Origin of the sequence: Salimicrobium salexigens, from assembly GCF_900156705.1 — a bacterium.
GTDB lineage: Bacteria > Bacillota > Bacilli > Bacillales > Halobacillaceae > Salimicrobium > Salimicrobium album.
In genome coordinates this window covers 15,998-36,676 of the sequence record NZ_FTOK01000013.1, presented here as the reverse complement: position 1 = coordinate 36,676, position 20,679 = coordinate 15,998, and the positions used below count along the sequence as shown (strand labels likewise).

The window sequence follows — 20,679 nt, the reverse complement described above, 5'->3', positions numbered from 1 at the left end:
TCATGACGGCTCCATTGCAATCGTTAAGAATCACGCATTTCCATGGTTGATCTTCGTAAGTGCTTCGTTCATCCGGAACAGTTTCGAACGGATACCGGTGATGCCGAACTCTCCAAGCCTTGCGGAATGCTTTTCCAGGTACTTCTCCGCTGCTTCTTTCGTCTCAAAAGCATAAATGCCTCCGGCTTCCTTCGTATCCGGGTTCTCAGTCCATACCTTCCATAGAAAACCTTTTTCTTCATTAATACTTTCAGCCAGTCTGGCAAAACCTTCGGCCATCTCCTCGCCGAACGGACCGTCCATGGCAAAATCCATCTGAAGAATATAAGCCGTACGTACGCACTCCTTTCAAAAACTCTTCTTTTTCAATACAGCTTCCGGGCCGTGTTCTTCGTTATGCTAAGCTTCACTTTTTCAGCATCCTCATAATTATGAAGAGTGAAACCTGTGCAGAGAAGGTCAATCAGGAACAATTGAGCCATCTTCGAAACGAGAGATCCACTGTCGAGCGGACTTTCTTTCGAAGAAGATAAAAGAACCTGGTCTGCATACTTTGTAAGCGGAGACTTCACATAATTGGTGAGCGCTACGATAGTCGCTCCTTTCTCCTTCGCCACGGCTACGCTGTCAACAATGTCCTTCGTGCTTCCGGTCAGACTGATTGCGACCACCAGCGTATCTTCGGTCATGGATGATGCACGCATAACCTGAAAATGAGGGTCCGTAACTACGTTCACATGCTTTCCTACCCTCATAAGTCTGGTCTGCATATCCTCAGCAGATATACCCGACGATCCAACGCCAAATATTACCACGTCCTCATGACTGTGCAGTAGTTCTACGCAATGATCCAGGGTCTTCACGTCCACAATGCCATAAGAGTCTTCGACAGCCTGTACCATGTTATTTTTGATTTTCTCTACGTACGTTTCGTCTTCCGAATGTTCCTTCTGCCCGGAGAATTCCTGAGCATAAGCGAATTTAAAATCCTGAAAACCTTTATATCCAAGCTTACGAAAAAAACGGAGGACAGTGGCTTCGGCAACCCCGCTGGCCTCGGAAATTTCAGTAAGGGAGTGATATAACACCGTTTCCTCATTCTTCAAAATATACTCGTATATTTTATGCTCCGATTTCGTGAACGTATGCTTGTTCTGCTCCATTACAATCGAAGGTTTCGTCGTAATTCGTTGCAGTTTCTCCACAAAAACCCCTCCTTCATCCACTCACTGATTATCAAGGTAATGGCGTACAGCTCCTAAAAGGTTCGCTTCGTTTCCTTTACCCGCTATCCGTACACGTAACGCAGAAAAATGGTTAGGCATCACTTTTTCGCTGAGAGATTCAGTGATCGCATCCGTTAACAGAGAGCCCTGAGCCGATACACCTCCTCCAATGATCAGAACAGACGGGTTCAGTAAATGTACAATACTCTGCAGACCATTCGTTAAATGATCGATCCACGTATCGAAAATTCTCATCGACTCTTTTTCTCCCTTTCGTACCTCTTCAAAGAATTCTGGCAGCGGGACGAACCGGTCTTTCTGTATTTCGACCTGTCTCTCCAGCGCCCCGGCAGAAGCGTACTGTTCCAGACACCCCCGGTTCCCGCACGTACAGGTCAGCCCCCCAGGATAGAGCGGCATATGTCCCATTTCTCCGGCACACCAGCTGGCTCCCGGTACAAGATTATTTTCCATGACGAGCGCCCCGCCAATTCCCGTTCCAAGCGTTACACAAAAGAAATTACTTACTGCGACGGCATTTCCTTGCCAGGATTCTCCCAGTGCCGTACAGTTAACATCATTTTCGACACGCACAGGTATTCCGACAGCGTTCTCGACACGTTCAGCTACTTTCATTCCCGTATAGCCGGGGATATTTTCTGTGGCATGAACGATTTCCCCTTCGTCACTGTTCACCTGTCCTGCTGTACTGATGGCTGCACCGCTCACAGAATATTCTTCCTTCAGTTGCCTGCATTTGTTCTGCACATTTTCTATTAACCGATCTGCTCCCTCCTCTACCCGGGAAGGAAATGATCCTTTCTCGATGATTTCCCCCTCGTCCGTTACGATTCCCCATTTTATATTCGTACCACCAATATCAAAAGCTGCAATCTTCATTTTACCCCTCCTCAAAAATAAGAGGAAAAACCTTTGCAGGCTTTTCCTCTATGGGCTTAATACATTTGGTAAAAACATCACTAACTGTGGAAACAGAGTAATTAATAACAGTGTCAGGAACAGAGGTATCCAAAAAGGCAGTACGCCTTTCGTAATCGTATGAATCGGTATGTTTCCGGCTCTGGAAACGACGAACAGCGCCATGCCCATAGGCGGTGTAAGAATACCGATCATGAGGTTCAATATAACGATGATACCGAAATGCACCGGATCTACACCGGCCGTCATCACGACTGGCACAAGAATCGGTATCAGAAGGATGAGCAGCGCAAGTGATTCGATGAAAGTCCCCAGAAAAATAAGCAGTACGTTTATCAATAATAACAGAATAACAGGGTTATCCGTCACATTGAGGAAAAAGTCGGCGATATTCATAGCTACCTGCTCATGAGCGATCATCTGTCCGAAAAATTCGACCGCAATAATCATGAGTACTGCTACTCCGGTCAATTTCAGTGAATCAACGACGTTCTGGAAGAATTTCTTCAGAGTCAATTCCTTGTAGAAGAAAAAGCCCAGAATCATTGCATAGACCGTAGCCACAACAGCTGCCTCCGTTGCCGTAAATAATCCGGAGAATATCCCGCCGATGATGATAACGGGAGTGAGCAGAGCTGAGAAAGCTTTCTTGAAGTGGACGCCACGCTCTTTGAAAGTCGATTTCTCCTCTTTCGGGAACCCGCGTTTTTTAGCGAATGTGTAGGCGACTACCATCAGACTGCCTGCCATAATGATACCTGGTACGACACCGGCAAGAAACAGCTTGGCAATCGACTGATCCGACACCACTCCGTAAATGATCAAAGGTATACTCGGCGGTATGATAGGTCCGATAATGGCAGAAGCTGCAGTCAGCCCTCCCGCATAATCATCGTCATATTTACCGTCGCGCATCGATTTGATTTCAAGCTGTCCAAGTCCCCCGGCATCCGCAAGCGCTGAACCGGACATCCCGGAAAACATAAGGCTGGCCATAATGTTCACGTGGCCGAGCCCTCCGGTGAAATGACCGACAAGCGACTTTGCAAAACTGAAGATTCTCTCCGTAATACCGGAAGAGTTCATAAGTGTTCCGGTAAGAATGAAGAATGGAACAGCAAGCAAAGAAAAAGTGTCGAGACTGTCTACCAACTTGGCTCCGGAGAAGAAGACCAGGTTCCAGTCATTCGATATGAAGTAAAGAAAAGCGGCTGACAAAAGAGTGAACCCTACCGGCATTCCGAGCAGCAGCAGTACGATCCAAACTAATAATACAATGAATACGTCCATCTTCTTATACCCCCCTGCCGTCTTTGATTCTTCTTATGTTTGCTTCCACCAGACGGTAAAGCATGAGAAGGGACAGAACAGGAAGAGCCATATACATATAGAAGTAAGAAATATTCAGTGAGACAATTTCCACCGGCAATTTTCTCATGGCCATCTCATAACCGATATATCCCATTACAATGAGGATGACGCCCATTATAATCTGAAAGAAGTAGTGGAGAGCGACGCGTACTTTCTCAGGCAACTTATCGAAGAAATATTCAATACGCACGTGACCTTCGTTTTTAATTTCAGAGGAGACGGCGAGGTAACCGACATAGACAAACAGGAACCTCGCCATCTGCTCAGACCACGTATTAGGGCTGTCCAAAACCTGTCTGGAGAAAATCTGTACAATCAGGACCACAAAGATGACGATGAACAGGGACCCGCCGACAATCTCCTCGAAATTTCTCAAAAACTTTTTCATAGACTGATGCTCCTATACGTACAAGACTTATTTAGCTTCCTTGATCTGTTGAAGATAGGATTCTCCGTCTCCTTCAATATCTTCGAGGTATTCAGGATAAACTTCGGAAACAGCCTCACGGAAAGGTTTAAGATCCGGTTCTGTAACAGTCATTCCTTCTTCCTCAAACTTGGAGATCAAGTTTTCCTCTTCTTCTTTGAACAATTTTGTATGCTCTTTTACTGCTTTATCTATCCCTTCCTGCAAAATCTTCTGATTCTCTTCGGAAAGGGATTCCCAGGTATTCTGGCTCACTACATAGTTGGCATCGTTAACGACGTGGTTCGTCATTGCCAGGTAATCCTGAACTTCGTAGAATTTCTGTGCATCAATCGTGGAGAGCGGGTTCTCCTGACCATCAACCGAACCTGTCTGAAGAGCCATATAAACTTCGGTGAACGCCATCGGAGTAGGTGCTGCTCCCGTATATTCCGCATAATCAAGAAGGGTGTCGGCTTCCGGAACTCTCAGCTTCATCCCTTCCATATCTTCGAGAGACTCAATAGCTGAACTCGAGGTCGTTTGACGCGTACCGTTATAAGCAGTGCCTGCGACTTTCCAGTTATGCTCGGATTTCAGTTCTTCATGGATGCCTTTTCCATACTCAGTTTCATAAACGGCTTTTTTCAGATGATCGAAGTCGTCCACGATGTAAGGAAGTCCCATCAGTTCCGCACGCGGTACCCAGATGCCGAAACGGCCGGTTTCAGCCAGCGTAATGTCCAGACTGTCTTCACGGACCTGTTCGAGCATGGCACGGTCATCCCCAAGTTGGGAATCCGGGTACAGTTTTACCGATAAATCTCCGCCACTTTCTTCTTCCACATATTTTTTCAAAGTTTCTCCGGCTTTGTATTCGTTCTGAGCCGTACCGGCCACCATACCGAATTTCAGCTCTTTCGTTTCTCCGTCACCCGATCCCCCGTCGGAAGAAGCTTCACTTTCTCTTCCTCCGTCACCGGAACAGGCAGCGAGAAAACCGGCTAACAGCAGAATGGCACTCAACATAAACAATCTTTTTAACATATGAACCCCTCCATTTTAATTAGTTAACTTCTGTGTTCAGTTCAAGAATGTACGGCTGATTTCTTTTGCTCCGCTGACCTGTTCATCATTCGGTTTTTTCATCGGTTGGCGGCAGTATCCGGCGTCCACGCCCTTATCTTTCAGAACTTCTTTTATCGTCTGATAAAGGCCGTTACCTAATATAGCCGTAATCAGATCATTCGATTCTTTCTGGAGCTTCCGTGCTTCATTCAAATCTCCTGAGTGAACCGCTTTCAATATATCTTTCGCCTTTCTTCCATTTACGTTGAAGGTGCTTCCGATGGCCCCGTCGATTCCAAGAACGCTTGCAGGCAGAAGCATTTCATCAAATCCTGAAAAGATCAGTTTCTCAGGGTAAGCATGTCTCAGACGTTCCAGAAGGAAGAAATCGGGAGCCGTAAACTTCACGCCCGTAATCTTTTCGTTTTCAAAAAGCTCGCCGAACTGTTTCAGATCCATATTTACGCCTGTCAGTGCAGGTATGGAATAGATAAGCATCTGGTTATCGACATCTTCAAGTATAGAATTATAGTAATCTTTGATTTCCTCAAAATCGAATTTGTAATAAAAAGGAGTCACAGCAGATAGGGCACCATATCCGAGATCCGTCGCATAAGCAGCCAGTTCTTTCGCTTCGAAAATATTCAAAGCACCGACCTGGGCGATGAGCTCCACCTCTTCTCCCGCTTCGTCTTTCACGATTTCAAATACTTTTTTCTTTTCTTCCGGTGACAGCATAAAGTTTTCTCCGGTGCTGCCGTTTACGTACAAACCGTCCACTTGGGAGACATCGATATTGTAACGGACGATTTCCCGCAACCCCTGTTCGTTTATGTTTCCTTTTTCGTCAAAAGAATTGATTAGAGCTGTAAAAACACCCTTCATTTTACTTTCCCTCCTGCTTTGTTACTTGTTCTTTCTCTAAAGCCTCAGCAAATTTTCTCGTTATGAGTTGTGGCCTCGTAATGGCACTCCCCACGACTACTGCATGAGCCCCGGCTTCCACTGCACGGCGTGCCTTGTCTTCCGTATTGTAATTCCCTTCGGCGATCACCGGCACTGAAGCTTTGGCTGTCAGTCCTTTCAATACATCGAGGGGCTCATGCCCTTCCGTGTAGGGCGTGTAGCCTACCAGTGTCGTAGCAATCAGATCCACGCCCATTTTTTCGGCCTGCAAACCTTCCTCCACTGTAGAAACATCCGCCATAAACAGTTGTTCAGGGAAAGCTTCTTTAATCAAAGTGAAGAATTCCTCAAAACTCTTACCGTCCGGACGCATCCGGTCTGTAGCGTCAAAAGCTATGATGTCGCACCCTTCTCTTACCAACTTTTCAATTTCTTCAAAAGTAGGAGTGATAAAAACTTCACTTTCGCCGATCACTCTCTTGATGATTCCTATTAAAGGAAGGTCCACCTCCTTTTTGATAGCTCTGATGTCTTCCACACCGTTGGCCCGGATACCCCGTGCGCCACCTTCTCGCGCTGCTTTTGCCATTTTACCCATCGTTTCGGATCCGTGAAGCGGTTCTTCCTCCAGAGCCTGGCATGAAACGATCAGTTGACCTTTCAAGTTATCCAATACTTCCATAAAGTTCCCCTCGCAGACTATTATTATAAAGCGTTTTCATGAATCAAGAATAATACAGTGAAATATAACTGTCAATAAAATAATCAAAAATGACAAATAATAATCATCATTATTTTTTATAAAATGATAATAAATTATCAATTAACAGTCTTTTTTGATAGTTTTGATATTCTTGATATGAAGAGCTTTTCGTGACGTTGGAAGTATTCGAACGAGGCTGAAGGGCACGATAACAAAAAAAGATTGCAACGGAAACGGTGCTGTCCGCTTCCCTGCAATCTTAATCCAAACATTTATTCCCGAAACAGGAGATCACGACTCTTCTCGTTACTCTTTCAGCAGATTGAGAAACCGTTTCGTCCGCTCCTCTTTCGGCTGTTCGAATACTTCAAGGGGGGTCCCTCTCTCCACGACCGCCCCTTCATCCATAAAAATAACTTCGTCTGCGACTTCTTTCGCAAAATTCATTTCGTGGGTGACGACGACCATCGTACGCCCTTCTTCCGCCAGCTGCTTCATGACGCGCAGCACTTCCCCTATGAGCTCGGGGTCAAGAGCGGAGGTAGGCTCATCGAAAAGCATCACTTTCGGATCGATGGCCATCGCTCTTGCGATTCCGACACGCTGCTGCTGACCTCCGGATAACTGGTACGGGTACGTATCTGCTTTCTCTTTCAGCCCAACCTTAGCCAAAATCCCTTCCGCTTTCTGTCTCGCTTCCGTTTTTTTCACTTTCTGGACAATTACGGGCCCTTCCATCACATTTTCGATAGCAGTAAAATGAGGGAAAAGATTATACGTCTGAAAAACCATCCCCGACAGTCTGCGGAAGTTCCGGACTTTGTGCTTGGAAATTTTATCACGGAAGTCTATGGTCTGCGTATCTATGGTAAGACTTCCGTACTCCGGCTGTTCCAGCAGGTTCAGGCACCGCAGGAGGGTCGTTTTTCCGGAACCGGACGGCCCGATGATGACGACGACCTTCCCGGTTTCCACTTTCATGTTTATTTCCTTCAGTACTTCAAGCTCTCCGAAACGTTTTGATATATCCGTTGCTGTAATCATAAAAATCTCCTCACGTATTCACATAACGGTTCATTTTATTTTCGATTCCACCCTGAATAAGGGACAGGACGAAACAGATCGCCCAGTAAATAGCGGCCGCCTCGATATATAGCAGAAGCGGCGTGTAAGTAGTCGCGACGATCTCCTGAGCTTTCCGGAACATCTCACTCACGAGAATCGTCGAAGCGAGTGACGTCTCTTTCACAAGACCGATGAACGAATTGGAAAGCGGCGGAATCGAAACGCGGGCCGCCTGCGGCAGAATCACCCGCCTGAGCGACTGCATGTAGGACATTCCGATGGACGAGGCCGCTTCCCACTGCCCCTTATTCACGGAAAGAATCGATGCCCGTATCGTTTCGGAAGCGTAAGCACCCGTGTTCAGGGAAAAAGCGATCAGGGCACCGGTAAACGGTTCGAATTTCAAGAATTCCACTCCGAGATTACCGAGACCGAAATAGACGATGAATAACTGAACGAGAAGCGGCGTCCCGCGAATGATGGATACGTATACCCGCGCCGCTCCCGACAGTAAAGCTATACCTGACAAACGGCTAAGCGCTGTAACAATTGCAAGAACCAATCCTATAAAAAACGACAGCAGGGAGAGAGGAATCGTATACGTAAGTACTCCCCGCATTAGCGGCAGGAACGACTCTTTCAGTATTTCTATATTCTCCGAGCTCATCCAGAGAATACTACTGAACAGATACATCTTCATCGAACCATTCTTTGGAGATTTCTTTCAGCGTACCGTCTTCTTTCATTTCTTCAAGAGCTCCGTTCACAGCTTCCACCAATTCTTCATTTCCCTGGCGGAACATCATCGCTGTTTCAGAAGCATCATCCTTGCGATCCGCAATTTTCACCCCGGCCTTATCTCCTCTCGTATTCAGGAAATCCAGCACGGATAAACGGTCGTTCACAGTCGCGTCTGCCCGGCCATTTGCCAGAAGCTCCATCGCAGGGTTAAACCCTTCGACACTTTCGATTTCCGCTCCGTGTTTCTCGGCAATGGACGCGTAATTACTGGTCAGAGACTGAGCGGAAGTCGCACCTTCCAGATCCTCGAAGCTCTGGATATCCTCATTGTCCTCCTGAGTTACGAGGACAGCAGAGGTATACGTGTAGGGTTCGGAAAATGCATACTTCTCCTCCCTGTCCGGCTTGATGCCGACCTGGTTGGCAATCATATCAAAACGCTCATTGTTCAGTCCTGCAAACATGGAGTCCCATTTCGTTTCCTCGAAATTCACTTCGACCCCGAGTCTGTTCCCTATTTCTTTCGCAACTTCCACATCATACCCGGTAAGTTTATCTTCCTCGTTGTGGAAAGTATATGGAGCATACGTCCCTTCCGTACCAACCGTAAGTACCCCTTCTTCCTGAATGCTTTCCCACACGCTTCCGCTCTGTTCATCGGAAGAGGACTCACTTTCTCCATTTGATCCGCATGCGCTGAGGATCACCATGAAAATAATAATAAATATAAAACCGAAAACTTTCTTCATATAGTCCAGCTCCTTCTAATCCTTAGTAAAATGGTATGTTTAATAAGGATACAAAAGGAGATGCTTTTCGTCAACAACTAAACGTTCTTCAAGTAAGTATTGGAATATATTCGAATATTAAAATTATTTTAACAATTGATCTAAATCCATTATTTTAATTTTCTTTTTCGGTAACTGTTTAATCAATCCAAGTTCTTCTAGAGTAGTAAATTTACGGCTGATTGTTTCTGGTGTGGTACCAAGATACGAGGCTAAATCCTTTTTGGACATTGGTAAGATAATCGTTGGACTATTGCCACTTCCCTTTTCAACATTCTCAGCTAAAAAGGATATAATGCGGGTTTCTACATTTTCAATCGCTACTTGTGTGGTTTGTTTTTCAGAATCCTTCAAACGCATCGTTACTTCTGACAGTATTTTTAATGAGATCTGCGGATATTCCACCAAATACTCTTGTAAATCCTCTCGTTTAATTAAACAAATGGATGTATTTTGTAGTGCTTCCGCATAGTTCTCATGAATACTTCCAGATTGGAAAATGGCGACTTCACCTGTAAAATCACCGGGATTTAAAATGCGAACAAGTTGTTCTTTTCCAGAATCCGATAAGCGGTAAATCCGAGCCTTACCTGAATTGATAATATATAAGGTATCATCTTTCTCACCTGCACGGAATAACATTTCCCCTTTTTGTAGATGAAGTGTCTTGGCAGATTCGGCAATCAAATCCATTTGTGAGTCTTCCAGATGGTTGAAAATGGGAACAATACGAATACATTCTGCATGTCCATGTTGGTGATGACAACATTGGTTTTGTTCCAAAATAACCTCTCCTTTTTATAAAAAGCCTAAGAGGGCATCTTAGGCTTCCTTTCTATTCACTCGATTAAGCAGGTTTTACCTTTGATTTGACAACAGGATATCCTAAGTCTTCAATTGCCTCTTCGATATCGTTAATAACGACTGCTTCTGAATCAAAATCTACTTTTACTTTACTAGCATTGAACATTACCTTCAAGCTATCTTGATTCACACCGTTTATTCCTTTCACCGCATTTTCAATCTTTTGGAGACAAGATGGGCAAGATAAGGTTTCTAATTGAATCGTTGCTTTTTGCATAAATCATTTCTCCCTTCATTTTTTAACGACCGTAAACCAATTTATTCTTTTGTTTTTGGGTTACTTTTAAGCCTGATATGCTTTGTCTACTTCTGATAACATTTCGTAGGTGCCTGCATATGTTTCACATACATCTCCAGGAATGGCGTAGTTGTTTGTGATTTTTCGTAACTGAGCAAATTCAACATCCAAGTCTGGTTTGTTTGCACCAGCATCTTTTACCTTTTTACTGAGTTTTTCAAATAGTTCACGTACTTCAAAGGCTTCTGGATGGTTCTTACCATGGGCCCGTGTAATCGCAGTAGTGTATAAATCCAGTTTTTCAAAATGGTTTGTTATTACTTCGTTAAATGTTTGCTCAGACATTATTATTTCCCTCTTTCTATATATAATTTTTGTTATGTGTGTTTGTCTTAGGCAGATTTTACTTTTGATTTAACAACGGGATATCCTAAGTCTTCAATTGCCTTTTTGATATCGTTAACGGTGATCGTTTCTGAATCAAAATCTACTTTTACTTTACTGGCATTGAATAATACTTTTAAGCTATCTTGATTAACCCCATTTAATCCTTTCACCGCATTTTCAATCTTTTGCATACAAGATGGACAAGATAATGTTTCTAATTGAATAACTGCTTTTTGCATGAATTATTTCTCCTTTCATCTTATCTTTGACTTTTTTGTTTTCCCTCTTCTTCTTTACAATTTAAGTATAGCTGAGGTTCTACGAAATGAAATTGACGCAAATCAAGTTTTAAGAAAAAAGTAGGGGAGTATTTTGTTCTTCCTACCTGAATACTTCCCCTTTATCATTCGTCAAGACCGCTTTCTATTAAATTTATCCTCTCAAACGGTATCGAAGCAATCTCATACCATTCAAGATGACTACTAAGATACTTGCTTCGTGAACCAACATCCCGATTGACATATTCATCCATTCACTAAATAGTAGGCTAGCAAGTAAGACTAATACCACACCAACTGCTATGGTGATGTTCTGTTTCATGTTTCTTGAAGTTAATTTTGTTAAGCCTAATGCGTGTGGTAAACGACTAAAGTCAGAATTCATTAAAACGACATCCGATGTTTCAATTGCAACATCTGTTCCACTTCCCATTGCGATTCCGATATCTGCTAAGGCTAATGAAGGACTATCATTCACTCCGTCACCGACAAAGGCAATGAGTTGGCCTTTTGCTTGCATTTTTTCAATATATGCGGATTTTCCTTCTGGAAGCATATGACCGTGTGCTTCTGTTAATCCAAGTTCTCGAGCAACTAAATCTACGGTTCCTTGGTTGTCCCCTGAAAGAACGACTAGGTTTTTGACTCCAAGTTTTTTTAGGTTTTGAAGATCTTTTTTAACACCTGGACGGATTTGATCCCGAATACCCATCAGAACTTTTAATTCTCCGTCAACCGCAGTTAACACAAGAGAATTCCCATTTTTCTCAAAGCGTTCGACGTCTTTTTTAGCTTTTTCGCTTAATTTCACATTTTCTTTTTCCATTAAAGCTACGTTACCAACGGCTATACGATGAACACCTATTTTTGCTACAATTCCGCCACCTTTAACGACTTCGGTTTCTTCAACAGTATAGAAAGTTGTCTCGCCAATATCCTGTAAGACAGCTTTTGCTAGTGGGTGGTCCGATTCGCGCTCCACACTTGCTAAGTATCCTAGAATTTCTTCAGTGTTGTTGCCGTAAAATTCTTTTTCGGCAACTTCAGGGTTTCCTACTGTCAATGTTCCCGTTTTATCAAAAACGATAGTATCTACTCTGCTAAAGTCATTGATAACTTCACTACCTTTTAGGAGGACACCATTACGTGCACCGTTTCCGATACCGGCAACGTTGGATACAGGAACCCCGATAACTAATGCACCTGGACATCCTAAAACAAGAATCGTGATAGCTAGTTCAATATCTTTTGAGAATAGCCAAACAATAAAACCAAGGACTAAAACAGCTGGTGTATAATATTTAGAGAATCGATCAATAAACCGCTCTGCTTCTGATTTGGAATCCTGTGCTTCTTCCACTAATTCGATAATTCTACCAAATGTTGTATCTTCCCCTACACGGTCAGATCGAATTTGAATCGTTCCATTTTCTAAGATTGTTCCCGCAAATACTTCAGAATCGACCCTTTTGCTTACTGGAACAGACTCTCCGGTAATACTTGCTTCATTGATGTGACCTTCACCTGTTAACACGGTTCCATCTACGGGGACTTTTGCACCCGTTTTGACTAATAAAATGTCACCTTCATCTACATCATCGACATCAACTTCTTCAAATTCTCCATTTTCCATTTGCTTTAAAGCACTTTCTGGTGCCAGCTCTGTTAATTCTTTAATGGCAGAACGTGTTTTGTTCAAGGTACGTTGCTCCAAGTAAGAACCAAATAAGAATAAGAAAGTAACGATGGCTGATTCCTCATAATTTTGAATCAATACTGCCCCAATTACTGCAATGGTAACTAAAACATCAATACTGACAACTTTTACTTTTAATGCCTGAAAGGCTTGAATCGCAATTGGTGCTACACCAAGAATAGATGCAATGATGAGCGACCAATTGAAAATGGCCATGTTGTCTAAGGAAAATTGTCCGAAGAATGCAAGTGCAATCAAAATTGCACTGATCAGTGTAATGGAATTCTTTTTACTTAATATATATCTTTGCATGTTGATTCCCTCCAATTTCATTTTCATTTGTATTCCTTGTTGATGACTCTAGTATAGGATGTTTCTATGAAATAAAAATTGATTAGGATCAAGTTCTATTGTAAAAGTGAAAAATTAATCGAGTAGGAGGGGGCGACTAACCCCCGACCTCTCACACCACTTATTCCGACTTTCAGATTATCCCGACTTCTTAGTTAAAAACAAATAAGACATGTGAAAACAACCTTTTGTTTGATAAAACGATAAAAAAGTCGGAATAATAAATGCTTCTATTGTATCTTACATAGAGACCGTATAATAATAGATTTGGCTATTTTAAGTGAATCGCTCATTTTTTCAGGGCTTTTTGTTGTTCACTGCTAATTGAATGAAAAAAACACTGAAACACGTGTTCACTTTCTCAATCAAGTCTCTTTCGTGACCTTCACCGTTCTCAAAAAGCTCTGAAGGTAACGATTAACCCCGAATTGTTACCTTCAACAGATAATTTCTCCTCCAAAGGGAAGGTTTTCAGCCTTTTCGTGACCTTCACACTGAATTTCCTCCCCCAAACGTCAGGATTCGGGGGACGACCACATAAAAAAACTGCCGTCCACTCAAGGACCGCAGCTTTCAAGCTCTATTCTCCGGCAGCCTGAGGCACAACCGGCTTTTTCCTCAGCATCCGGGTATATATCAGAGAACGTACGTCGTTCGGAAGCACTCTTACAAATGTGCGGCTCGATACGTTGAACACAAATTCCGAACGAGAGATGAATCCCGATTCCAGTATCATTCTTTGAAATTTCACTTCATTCATTATATAGTTTCTTCCGCCCCTGCGCTGGTACATCCCTTTCCCGGTCCTTACATCCAGGAGGACTTCCGGAATATTCTCTATTCTGCACCCTCTGCTCAGCATCCGGATCCATAGGTAGTAATCTTCATTCCACAGGCACGTCTGGTAATTTCCGCTCTTCAGCACTGCCTGTTTCCGGAACATGACGGATACGTGATTCAGCGGGTTCCGGTATCTGGCCCGTCTCTTAATCGTTTCATGTCCCGTGGGTACGGTTCTCGTATGCCTCCTGGAGTCGTTTTCATCAAACTCGGAAATCCATCCTCCTACAAGGTCCACATCTACGTGCCTTTTCAAATAATCGATCTGTGTTTCAAACCGGTGAGGAAGACTTATATCATCACTGTCCATACGGGCGATGACAGGATGGGAACAGTGCCATACCCCTGTCCGGAGAGCTTCCCCGAGCCCCACGTTCTCCTCGAGTGGCACGATTTTCACTAACGGCTCATTCTCCCGCTCGAATGTTCGAAGCACTTCTTCCAGTCCATCAGTAAGTCTTCCGTCTTTTACTACAACGATTTCGTCCGGCTTCCTAGTCTGTTCCACTACACTCTCCAACGCTTCTTTGAAAAATCGGGGAGTTTCCTTATCGTATACGGAAATCAATACAGAGAATTTCATTGTCCCACCGCCCCTTTTCAGTAATCGATCCGATGTTCGAGATGTTCCGAAGACTGTCGATCATGACCGCAGATCAGACTTTCTTTTCCATATCGATAAAAGTCCCTCCTCCTCTTGAGGCTTCAAGCAGCGTCGCCTTTTCTTTCATGAGAGCGAGTTCGTATTGCCATGCATCCCTGCACATGTCCGCTACCGTGCGTGCCGCCCGCCAGCCGATTTCCCTGTTGACTTTTCCGGTGTCTGCATAACAGATTTCTATGTCTCCTTCTCTTCGTGCTGCAAATTCATGCGGGACACGGATGTTGTTCACCTGCTGGAATGTATAAATCAGTTCCTTCACACTCGTCCCTTTTCCGGTTCCGAGGTTGTAAACGACTGCCCCGCCATCCAGATGTTCCATCGTCTTCACGTGTCCTTCGGCAATATCCATGACGTGGACGAAATCTCTTATACACGTTCCGTCCGGTGTCTCGTAATCGTTCCCGAATATATGGAGCCTCTCAAGTTTCCCGGTCGCAACCTGGGTAATGTAGGGCATGATATTATCAGGGATACCGCGCGGGTTTTCACCTATCTTCCCGCTTGCATGAGCACCGACAGGGTTGAAATAGCGAAGAATGGCTATGGAAAACTCAGGATTCATCAATGAAAAATCCTGCAGTACGCGTTCGCACATACTTTTCGTTTCTCCGTACGGGTTGATAGTCGGCTTCAGCGGCATGTGCTCCGTAAACGGAACCTGGTTCTCTCCATAAACTGTAGCGGATGAGCTGAAGATGAATTTTTGTACTCCGAAAGCGTTACAGACTTTCGCCAGCGTTACAGTTCCGCTGACGTTCGTGTGGTAATAGTCCAGCGCTCTCGCGAAGGATTCTTTAACAGATTTCAGTCCGGCGAAGTGCATGACCGCATCGAACGAATGTTCCGTAAATATCTTTTGTAGTGCCTGTTCATCTGTTACGTCCGCCCGATAGAAGGTGACGGACGCTCCGGTAATTTCCTCCACTTTCTTTATATTTTCTTCGTATCCGTTAGCGAGATTATCGGCGACGACGACGTTATAACCGGCTTCAAGCAGGGCGACACTCGTATGGGAGCCGAGATACCCCGCTCCTCCCGTGACCAGAACCGTGCCTTTTGAGTTACGGGCATTCTTTTTCATTTTCAATGTCCTCCTTTATTTAAATCCGCGATACCTCCAGGCGCCGAAGAAAATTAATTCTATATAACGAACGAAAGTGTATAATTCTTCCTTTTATATCAAACTACTTCGCTCCGTATCAAATCTGCGAGTTCGTTTCCACGTAATGAGCACAAGAAGTACGTTCATTACCGCACCTCCAAGACAAAAACACGCCACGGCTATAAGGTCATCACCGAAAATCCAGTATCCGGCAAACATCGCTGATACCCGGACACTTAAGGAACAGATCGTGAAGACGAGATGGAACCCCTGCGCCGACAAAACCGGCAGAGTACTGGTACTTGGTCCCTGCAGGAATCTTGTCCATCCCCACACTGCAATCCACACGGCGTATTCCCCCGCCATCGCCCATCCTTCTCCGAAGACCAGTTCGAATAACCACGGACCGATCAGGATGACGAGGCCAAACGGGAGGAGACCTATGACAGCCATCACCCCCGTCGCTTTCATCAGTATGGGAGTGATCTTTTCAAAGTTATTCGCCCCCTTCGTAACACGGGGATAAAAAACATCTGAAACGGATTTCCCGATTAAATGAGCCGGCATATCGAGAGCGATTCTGCCTATGGCGTAAAACCCTGCGGCTGCAGGAGAGAAGAAACTGCTCAGCATCAGAACCGGGAACCCCTGAGAGAATCCATTCAGCAAAAGTTCAGGGGTCCGATAAACCGGGAAGTCATAATATTTTTTCGCTGACCTCTTCATCTCCTGCGTATTCGTCTGTTTCAAAAAAGCCGTGAGTTTTCCGAGTCGAAAGTACCCGGCACCGGCCACCATAAGAAAAGATCGCAACACCTGGTTCATCGAAGTGAACAGAATCAGTACGGCTGCCATTGGGTTGAAAAAACCGATTCCGACCATGCCTGCCTGAACGATGGTCGTTTGACCCATAATGGAACGGGCCGTAACTTTATACTGATTGGTACGAATGAGCCAGTTCTCTATGATTTGCAGACATCCTGAAAAGAAAATGACGAATGGAAGAAAGTAAAGAAAAGCGGCGACTTCCTGTAAATGGAACACTGATGCTATGAGGTCATTGAACAATAGCAGCACCACCGCCGTCAGCAACGCCACCAGTAGCGTGACGTAAAAAGAAAGCCGCATCAGGTTCATCGCTGTCTCTTTCGACTTCGGTAATACGATGGCAATAGGATAAGTCAGGGCGACTGCGGGAGCCAGGATGGCGATGATCGAAGAGTAGACTCCAAACATGCCGAAAGCCTCAGGTCCATATATTCTCGTTAAAAACTGAGAACTCACTACCATAATTACCTGCGCAGAGGCGGTACCGGAAGCTACGATCACTACGTTTCTGACAAATGTTTTCTGTGAAATTTTCACTAATATATTTTCCATTGGCATCCCTTCCCGAAGCTCTGACTTCTTATTTGCATATCCCATTGCTAGGCGTAGTAATAATAGTTTTTCTTCCTTCTTCCCATTTCATTACCGTTCAGTACCGCACCAAGGATCCTGGCCCGTGAGTGCAGGAGCACTTCCTTGGCTTTATTCGCTTCTTCTTTTCTTGTCTTTCTGCTCCGCACTACGAGAACTACTCCCTCTGTATGCGGGGCCAATAACTGTGAATCAGTCACAGAAAGTACGGGTGGCGTGTCGAAAATGATCAGGTCGTAAGTGCTCTTCAATTCGTTCATAAGAGTCTTCACGGAACTTCCGCCCAGCAACTCAGCCGGATTCGGCGGAACCGGCCCGCTCGTTATTATATCCAGGTTCTCCACTGCTGTTTCCTGAATTACATTGGTGACGGAAGTTTTCTGACCGGCTAGATAATTGCTGAGACCCACCACGTTATCGGAGGAAAACGTATAATGAAGGGTCGGTTTACGCATATCGGCATCAATAAGAATTACTCTTTTCCCCTGTTCCGAAAAAACGGCAGCCAGATTGGCGGCAGTTGTAGATTTACCTTCTCCCGGGCCCGGGGATGTGACGAAAAATGATCGGAGTTTACGATCTACAGACGCAAATTCCAGATTCGTTCTGATGGTTTTGTACTGCTCTGCCGCTAAAGAATGTCTGCCGTTAACAAGGTAACCGCCTTTTTTATTTACTGTCTGTTTACGAACCAATGGACTCACCTCTCATTTCCACAGTGTTAGAAGCAGGGATGGAGTCTTCTCCTTCTTCTACAATTACTTCGACACTACCCATGAACGGTACACCGAGGTTTTCGATTACGTCATTTTCTTTTCGAAGTGTCGTATCCGACGTCTCGAGGATAAAAGCGACTCCGCTTCCGACAGCCGCACTCCCCGCCAGAGCTATGAGCAGGTTCAGCATTATATTAGGGCTGACCGGAACAGCCTCCCCGGCCGGGGCAGCTTCCGAAAGAATCTGCACGTTATCTACGTTCATCAGTTCAGGGATACTATCTTTAAAAGTAAGGACCGTAGTATCAGCGATTTCGGCTGCTTTCTCCGGGCTTGCGTCGACTACCGTGACTTTGACTACTTGTGATTCTTCGGCACTCGATACCGATATTTTGTCTTTGAGTTCTTCTGCGCTCATTTCAAGACCCAGCCACGAAGTCACTTCGTCGAGCACGGCAGGACTTTTAATGATGACGTTATACGTGTTGATCAGTTCGATATTCGATCTTATACTCTCTGATGTCACTGAATTACTCTCTGTAGAAACCGGCTGAGCCTGGTTAACGATGAACTCCGAGGACATCTTGTATTGAGGAGTCATTACGTAAAGCGTAACGAAAGCACCCGCTCCGAGCCCCAGAATTACTATGAGAGTGATAACCAGCCAGCGTCGTTTCAATATAAGCAGAAGTTCCATGGTCGAATAACCATTTTCCACTAGTAACAGCCCCTTTTGTTTTATGAATAGTCGTAACGCGCTTTTTAAAGAACAAGGGGACAGTATAATCCCTCCAGTTCTATCTGATACCGAAAATGTGGGAAGTGTTGGTTAACAGGTACGTACAGAACAGGATAAGAGAGAACGCCAGCACTACAGTTCTGATACTCCGGTTTACATTAGTGCCGGTCAAGCTGAGCAGATAAGGGAAAAGCAGCATCTGTACCATCAGGAAGTCCAGGGCTATTCTCGATAAGGAAAGTGGCAGAACCAGCCGAAGTATGATTCCGAACAGCACCAGGTAGTAAAAATTATTTTTGACATTTTTTCCGGTGCCGAGTATCAGAAACATCGCCAACACAACCCACGCCAGCCGTTCCATAAAGTGTTTGGCGCTTACCTCTACAAAATCTTCGCGAACGTAGAAGGAGTAAGTCTCCAGGATAGGAACACTTTCGACGACGAACTCTATCGCTATGTTAATTACTGGTGAGAACGCTATAGAGAAAAGTATAATGAAAATAAACAGTTTGTCAGGTACCTTTTTCAGACCTTTCAATACGAACGGTACGATAAGCAGAATCATAGCGCTGTAGTGTACGGTGATCGCAAGACCGATGTACAGGAAGTACTTCAGTAAGTTCTTCTCCAGATACTTCACAGCGTACAGAAAGACGATGATGCTCATAAACTGTCTGATACCGTTGAACGAATAGAAGAAGAATCCGGAAGTGAGAAAAATCAGGGTAAGTTCCGGCGCCACTTTCGCATGATCTTTAAGGATTTTGACGAGAAAGAAGAAGATGAACAGGGTAGTAAGCACGAAATAAGCGTATTCATAACCTGTGACCGTACCGAGGAAAAACAACAGTTTGTGGAACGGTTCAAAATATACATAGTCCAGATTTACATCCGCTGCCTTTTGAAGAAGAAAGTAAGACTCGAAATCCGTACCGATATTTTTCCGGAAAGCAGAAAAGATTAAAAGGGATGCTATCAGTAAAAAACCGAGTGTTCTGTTGCGCAATTTCAGATTGACGATTGCGAGCAGGAACGTATTTACATAGAAACCCATCAATGCTCCCATCAGCTTTTCCTCCCGAACCCGGTAACCCTTTTCTTCCATTTGCCATTCATTACACAGCACCTTTTCCTTTCAGTACTTGCAATATGGTAAGAAAAAAGATTTTCACATCCATTTTCAATGACAGATGATCGACGTAATGGTTATCGAAATGTACTTTCTGACCGTGGTTTATTTCACTTCTTCCATTTACCTGAGCCCATCCGGTGATGCCGGGTTTCACTTCCAGCCTTCTTTTCTGAGCGGCACTGTAGCAGTCTGTGATTTCCGGAACTTCCGGTCTTGGTCCTATCACACTCATCTCGCCTTTTAAGACGTTCACCAGCTGAGGCAGTTCGTCCAGACTGAACTTCCGAATGAACCTTCCCACTCTGGTGACATCCGGATGCCACTCAGAGCAGCTTTTGAATACGAAATCATCCGGTACACCGTTCGTCCAGCTGTACATCTTTCCGTCCGACCTTTCCTCTTTCATCACTACTCGCATAGATCGGAATTTATACATACGGAAAAGTTTTTCATCCTTACCGGTGCGTGTCTGTCTGAACAGAACCGGACCGCCGTCCTCTATATAGATAGCAGCAGCAATGAGCACATACACAGGTGTCAAAACCATGAGGAGGATCACGCTTAAAATAATATCGAGACTTCTCTTAACGACTCCCTGAAATGATCTTCCGGAGGGACGTGGGACGGGTTTTTTCTGAACAACAGAGTTTTCCATATTAAAGTCACTCCTTTTCCTGTTAAAAGATCGCCCGTTTCTTTCCTGCAATTGCTGAAGGTTCATTTCTATTAAAGTTATTTTATTCTTTATAAAGAACAAACCGGCAAAAAATAAAAGACTCACGCTGAAGCTCACTTTTTTCGGAAAACACAGCCTTCGTTCTTAATAAGGAACGATAAACTGAATCCACTCCTTTCACTCTTTATTTACAATCCGGAAATTCGCTATTTTTTCTTCTGGTCTTGTTTAGTATTATACTACATCGTTTACAAAAAGCCTAGCCTTTGTTTAAAATAATGAAAATATATATTTTATAAAGAACAAAACCTTTTTGTACTTCCCTGTTTTAAATTCTTTATAAAGAATGATGTTGATTACAGTC

Annotated in this window: 23 protein-coding genes; all 23 read right to left on the bottom strand. The window is 44.2% G+C overall.

From position 1 onward, the window contains the following. Positions 1-30: 30 nt before the first annotated feature. Complete coding sequence (locus tag BW931_RS12310; RefSeq protein WP_268794171.1) at positions 31-324, bottom strand: monooxygenase; 294 nt, start codon at positions 322-324, stop codon at positions 31-33. 41 nt (positions 325-365) lie between these two features. Beyond that, the gene (locus tag BW931_RS12305; protein ID WP_234972641.1) at positions 366-1,205 is read right to left on the bottom strand and encodes a MurR/RpiR family transcriptional regulator; all 840 of its coding nucleotides are present in this window, start codon (positions 1,203-1,205) and stop codon (positions 366-368) included. A gap of 21 nt (positions 1,206-1,226) precedes the next feature. Further along, positions 1,227-2,126 (bottom strand): ROK family protein, encoded by a 900-nt coding sequence (locus BW931_RS12300; protein WP_076572659.1) that lies wholly within the window; start codon positions 2,124-2,126, stop codon positions 1,227-1,229. Positions 2,127-2,174: 48 nt separating this feature from the next. Further along, positions 2,175-3,455 (bottom strand): TRAP transporter large permease, encoded by a 1,281-nt coding sequence (locus BW931_RS12295; RefSeq protein ID WP_076572656.1) that lies wholly within the window; start codon positions 3,453-3,455, stop codon positions 2,175-2,177. Between the two features lie 4 nt (positions 3,456-3,459). Continuing rightward, positions 3,460-3,924 carry a TRAP transporter small permease gene (locus tag BW931_RS12290; protein ID WP_076572654.1) on the bottom strand — a complete coding sequence of 155 codons (465 nt, stop codon included), beginning with the start codon at positions 3,922-3,924 and terminating at the stop codon, positions 3,460-3,462. Positions 3,925-3,951: 27 nt separating this feature from the next. After that, positions 3,952-4,989 (bottom strand): sialic acid TRAP transporter substrate-binding protein SiaP, encoded by a 1,038-nt coding sequence (locus BW931_RS12285; protein WP_076572652.1) that lies wholly within the window; start codon positions 4,987-4,989, stop codon positions 3,952-3,954. 36 nt (positions 4,990-5,025) lie between these two features. Further along, entirely contained in the window at positions 5,026-5,895 is an 870-nt protein-coding gene (locus BW931_RS12280; RefSeq protein ID WP_076572650.1) for an N-acetylneuraminate lyase, read from the bottom strand. A 1-nt stretch (position 5,896) separates the two neighbouring features. Then, positions 5,897-6,598 carry an N-acetylmannosamine-6-phosphate 2-epimerase gene (locus tag BW931_RS12275; protein WP_076572648.1) on the bottom strand — a complete coding sequence of 234 codons (702 nt, stop codon included), beginning with the start codon at positions 6,596-6,598 and terminating at the stop codon, positions 5,897-5,899. A gap of 327 nt (positions 6,599-6,925) precedes the next feature. Beyond that, complete coding sequence (locus tag BW931_RS12270; protein ID WP_076572647.1) at positions 6,926-7,663, bottom strand: amino acid ABC transporter ATP-binding protein; 738 nt, start codon at positions 7,661-7,663, stop codon at positions 6,926-6,928. A 10-nt stretch (positions 7,664-7,673) separates the two neighbouring features. Next, the gene (locus BW931_RS12265) at positions 7,674-8,384 is read right to left on the bottom strand and encodes an amino acid ABC transporter permease (RefSeq protein WP_169819471.1); all 711 of its coding nucleotides are present in this window, start codon (positions 8,382-8,384) and stop codon (positions 7,674-7,676) included. Next, positions 8,362-9,174 (bottom strand): amino acid ABC transporter substrate-binding protein, encoded by an 813-nt coding sequence (locus BW931_RS12260; protein WP_076572645.1) that lies wholly within the window; start codon positions 9,172-9,174, stop codon positions 8,362-8,364. The genes BW931_RS12265 and BW931_RS12260 overlap by 23 nt, the downstream gene beginning before the upstream one ends. Positions 9,175-9,297: 123 nt before the next feature. Next, positions 9,298-9,996 carry a Crp/Fnr family transcriptional regulator gene (locus tag BW931_RS12255; RefSeq protein WP_076572643.1) on the bottom strand — a complete coding sequence of 233 codons (699 nt, stop codon included), beginning with the start codon at positions 9,994-9,996 and terminating at the stop codon, positions 9,298-9,300. Between the two features lie 64 nt (positions 9,997-10,060). Further along, a complete protein-coding gene (locus BW931_RS12250; RefSeq protein ID WP_066189344.1) occupies positions 10,061-10,294 on the bottom strand; it encodes a heavy-metal-associated domain-containing protein in 234 nt (77 codons plus the stop codon). Positions 10,295-10,360: 66 nt separating this feature from the next. Next, positions 10,361-10,660: an iron-sulfur cluster repair di-iron protein, ric gene (locus BW931_RS12245; RefSeq protein ID WP_076572642.1), complete on the bottom strand. Its 300-nt coding sequence runs from the start codon at positions 10,658-10,660 to the stop codon at positions 10,361-10,363. A 47-nt stretch (positions 10,661-10,707) separates the two neighbouring features. Then, entirely contained in the window at positions 10,708-10,941 is a 234-nt protein-coding gene (locus tag BW931_RS12240; protein WP_066189340.1) for a heavy-metal-associated domain-containing protein, read from the bottom strand. A 193-nt stretch (positions 10,942-11,134) separates the two neighbouring features. Continuing rightward, entirely contained in the window at positions 11,135-12,988 is a 1,854-nt protein-coding gene (locus BW931_RS12235; protein WP_076572640.1) for a heavy metal translocating P-type ATPase, read from the bottom strand. A gap of 619 nt (positions 12,989-13,607) precedes the next feature. Beyond that, positions 13,608-14,450, bottom strand: a complete 843-nt coding sequence (locus BW931_RS12225) for a glycosyltransferase (RefSeq protein ID WP_076572637.1) — start codon at positions 14,448-14,450, stop codon at positions 13,608-13,610. A gap of 73 nt (positions 14,451-14,523) precedes the next feature. Beyond that, positions 14,524-15,612, bottom strand: a complete 1,089-nt coding sequence (galE, locus tag BW931_RS12220; protein WP_076572635.1) for a UDP-glucose 4-epimerase GalE — start codon at positions 15,610-15,612, stop codon at positions 14,524-14,526. Positions 15,613-15,705: 93 nt separating this feature from the next. After that, a complete protein-coding gene (locus BW931_RS12215; RefSeq protein ID WP_076572675.1) occupies positions 15,706-17,013 on the bottom strand; it encodes a lipopolysaccharide biosynthesis protein in 1,308 nt (435 codons plus the stop codon). A 47-nt stretch (positions 17,014-17,060) separates the two neighbouring features. After that, positions 17,061-17,747, bottom strand: a complete 687-nt coding sequence (locus tag BW931_RS12210; RefSeq protein ID WP_076572633.1) for a CpsD/CapB family tyrosine-protein kinase — start codon at positions 17,745-17,747, stop codon at positions 17,061-17,063. Then, the gene (locus BW931_RS12205) at positions 17,737-18,486 is read right to left on the bottom strand and encodes a YveK family protein (RefSeq protein ID WP_234972639.1); all 750 of its coding nucleotides are present in this window, start codon (positions 18,484-18,486) and stop codon (positions 17,737-17,739) included. Before BW931_RS12205 ends, BW931_RS12210 begins: the two co-directional genes overlap by 11 nt. A gap of 79 nt (positions 18,487-18,565) precedes the next feature. After that, on the bottom strand, positions 18,566-19,573 hold the full coding sequence (locus BW931_RS12200; protein WP_159435711.1) for an EpsG family protein: 1,008 nt from the start codon (positions 19,571-19,573) through the stop codon (positions 18,566-18,568). Positions 19,574-19,622: 49 nt separating this feature from the next. Beyond that, positions 19,623-20,294, bottom strand: a complete 672-nt coding sequence (locus tag BW931_RS12195) for a sugar transferase (RefSeq protein WP_076572629.1) — start codon at positions 20,292-20,294, stop codon at positions 19,623-19,625. Between the last annotated feature and the right edge of the window lie 385 nt (positions 20,295-20,679).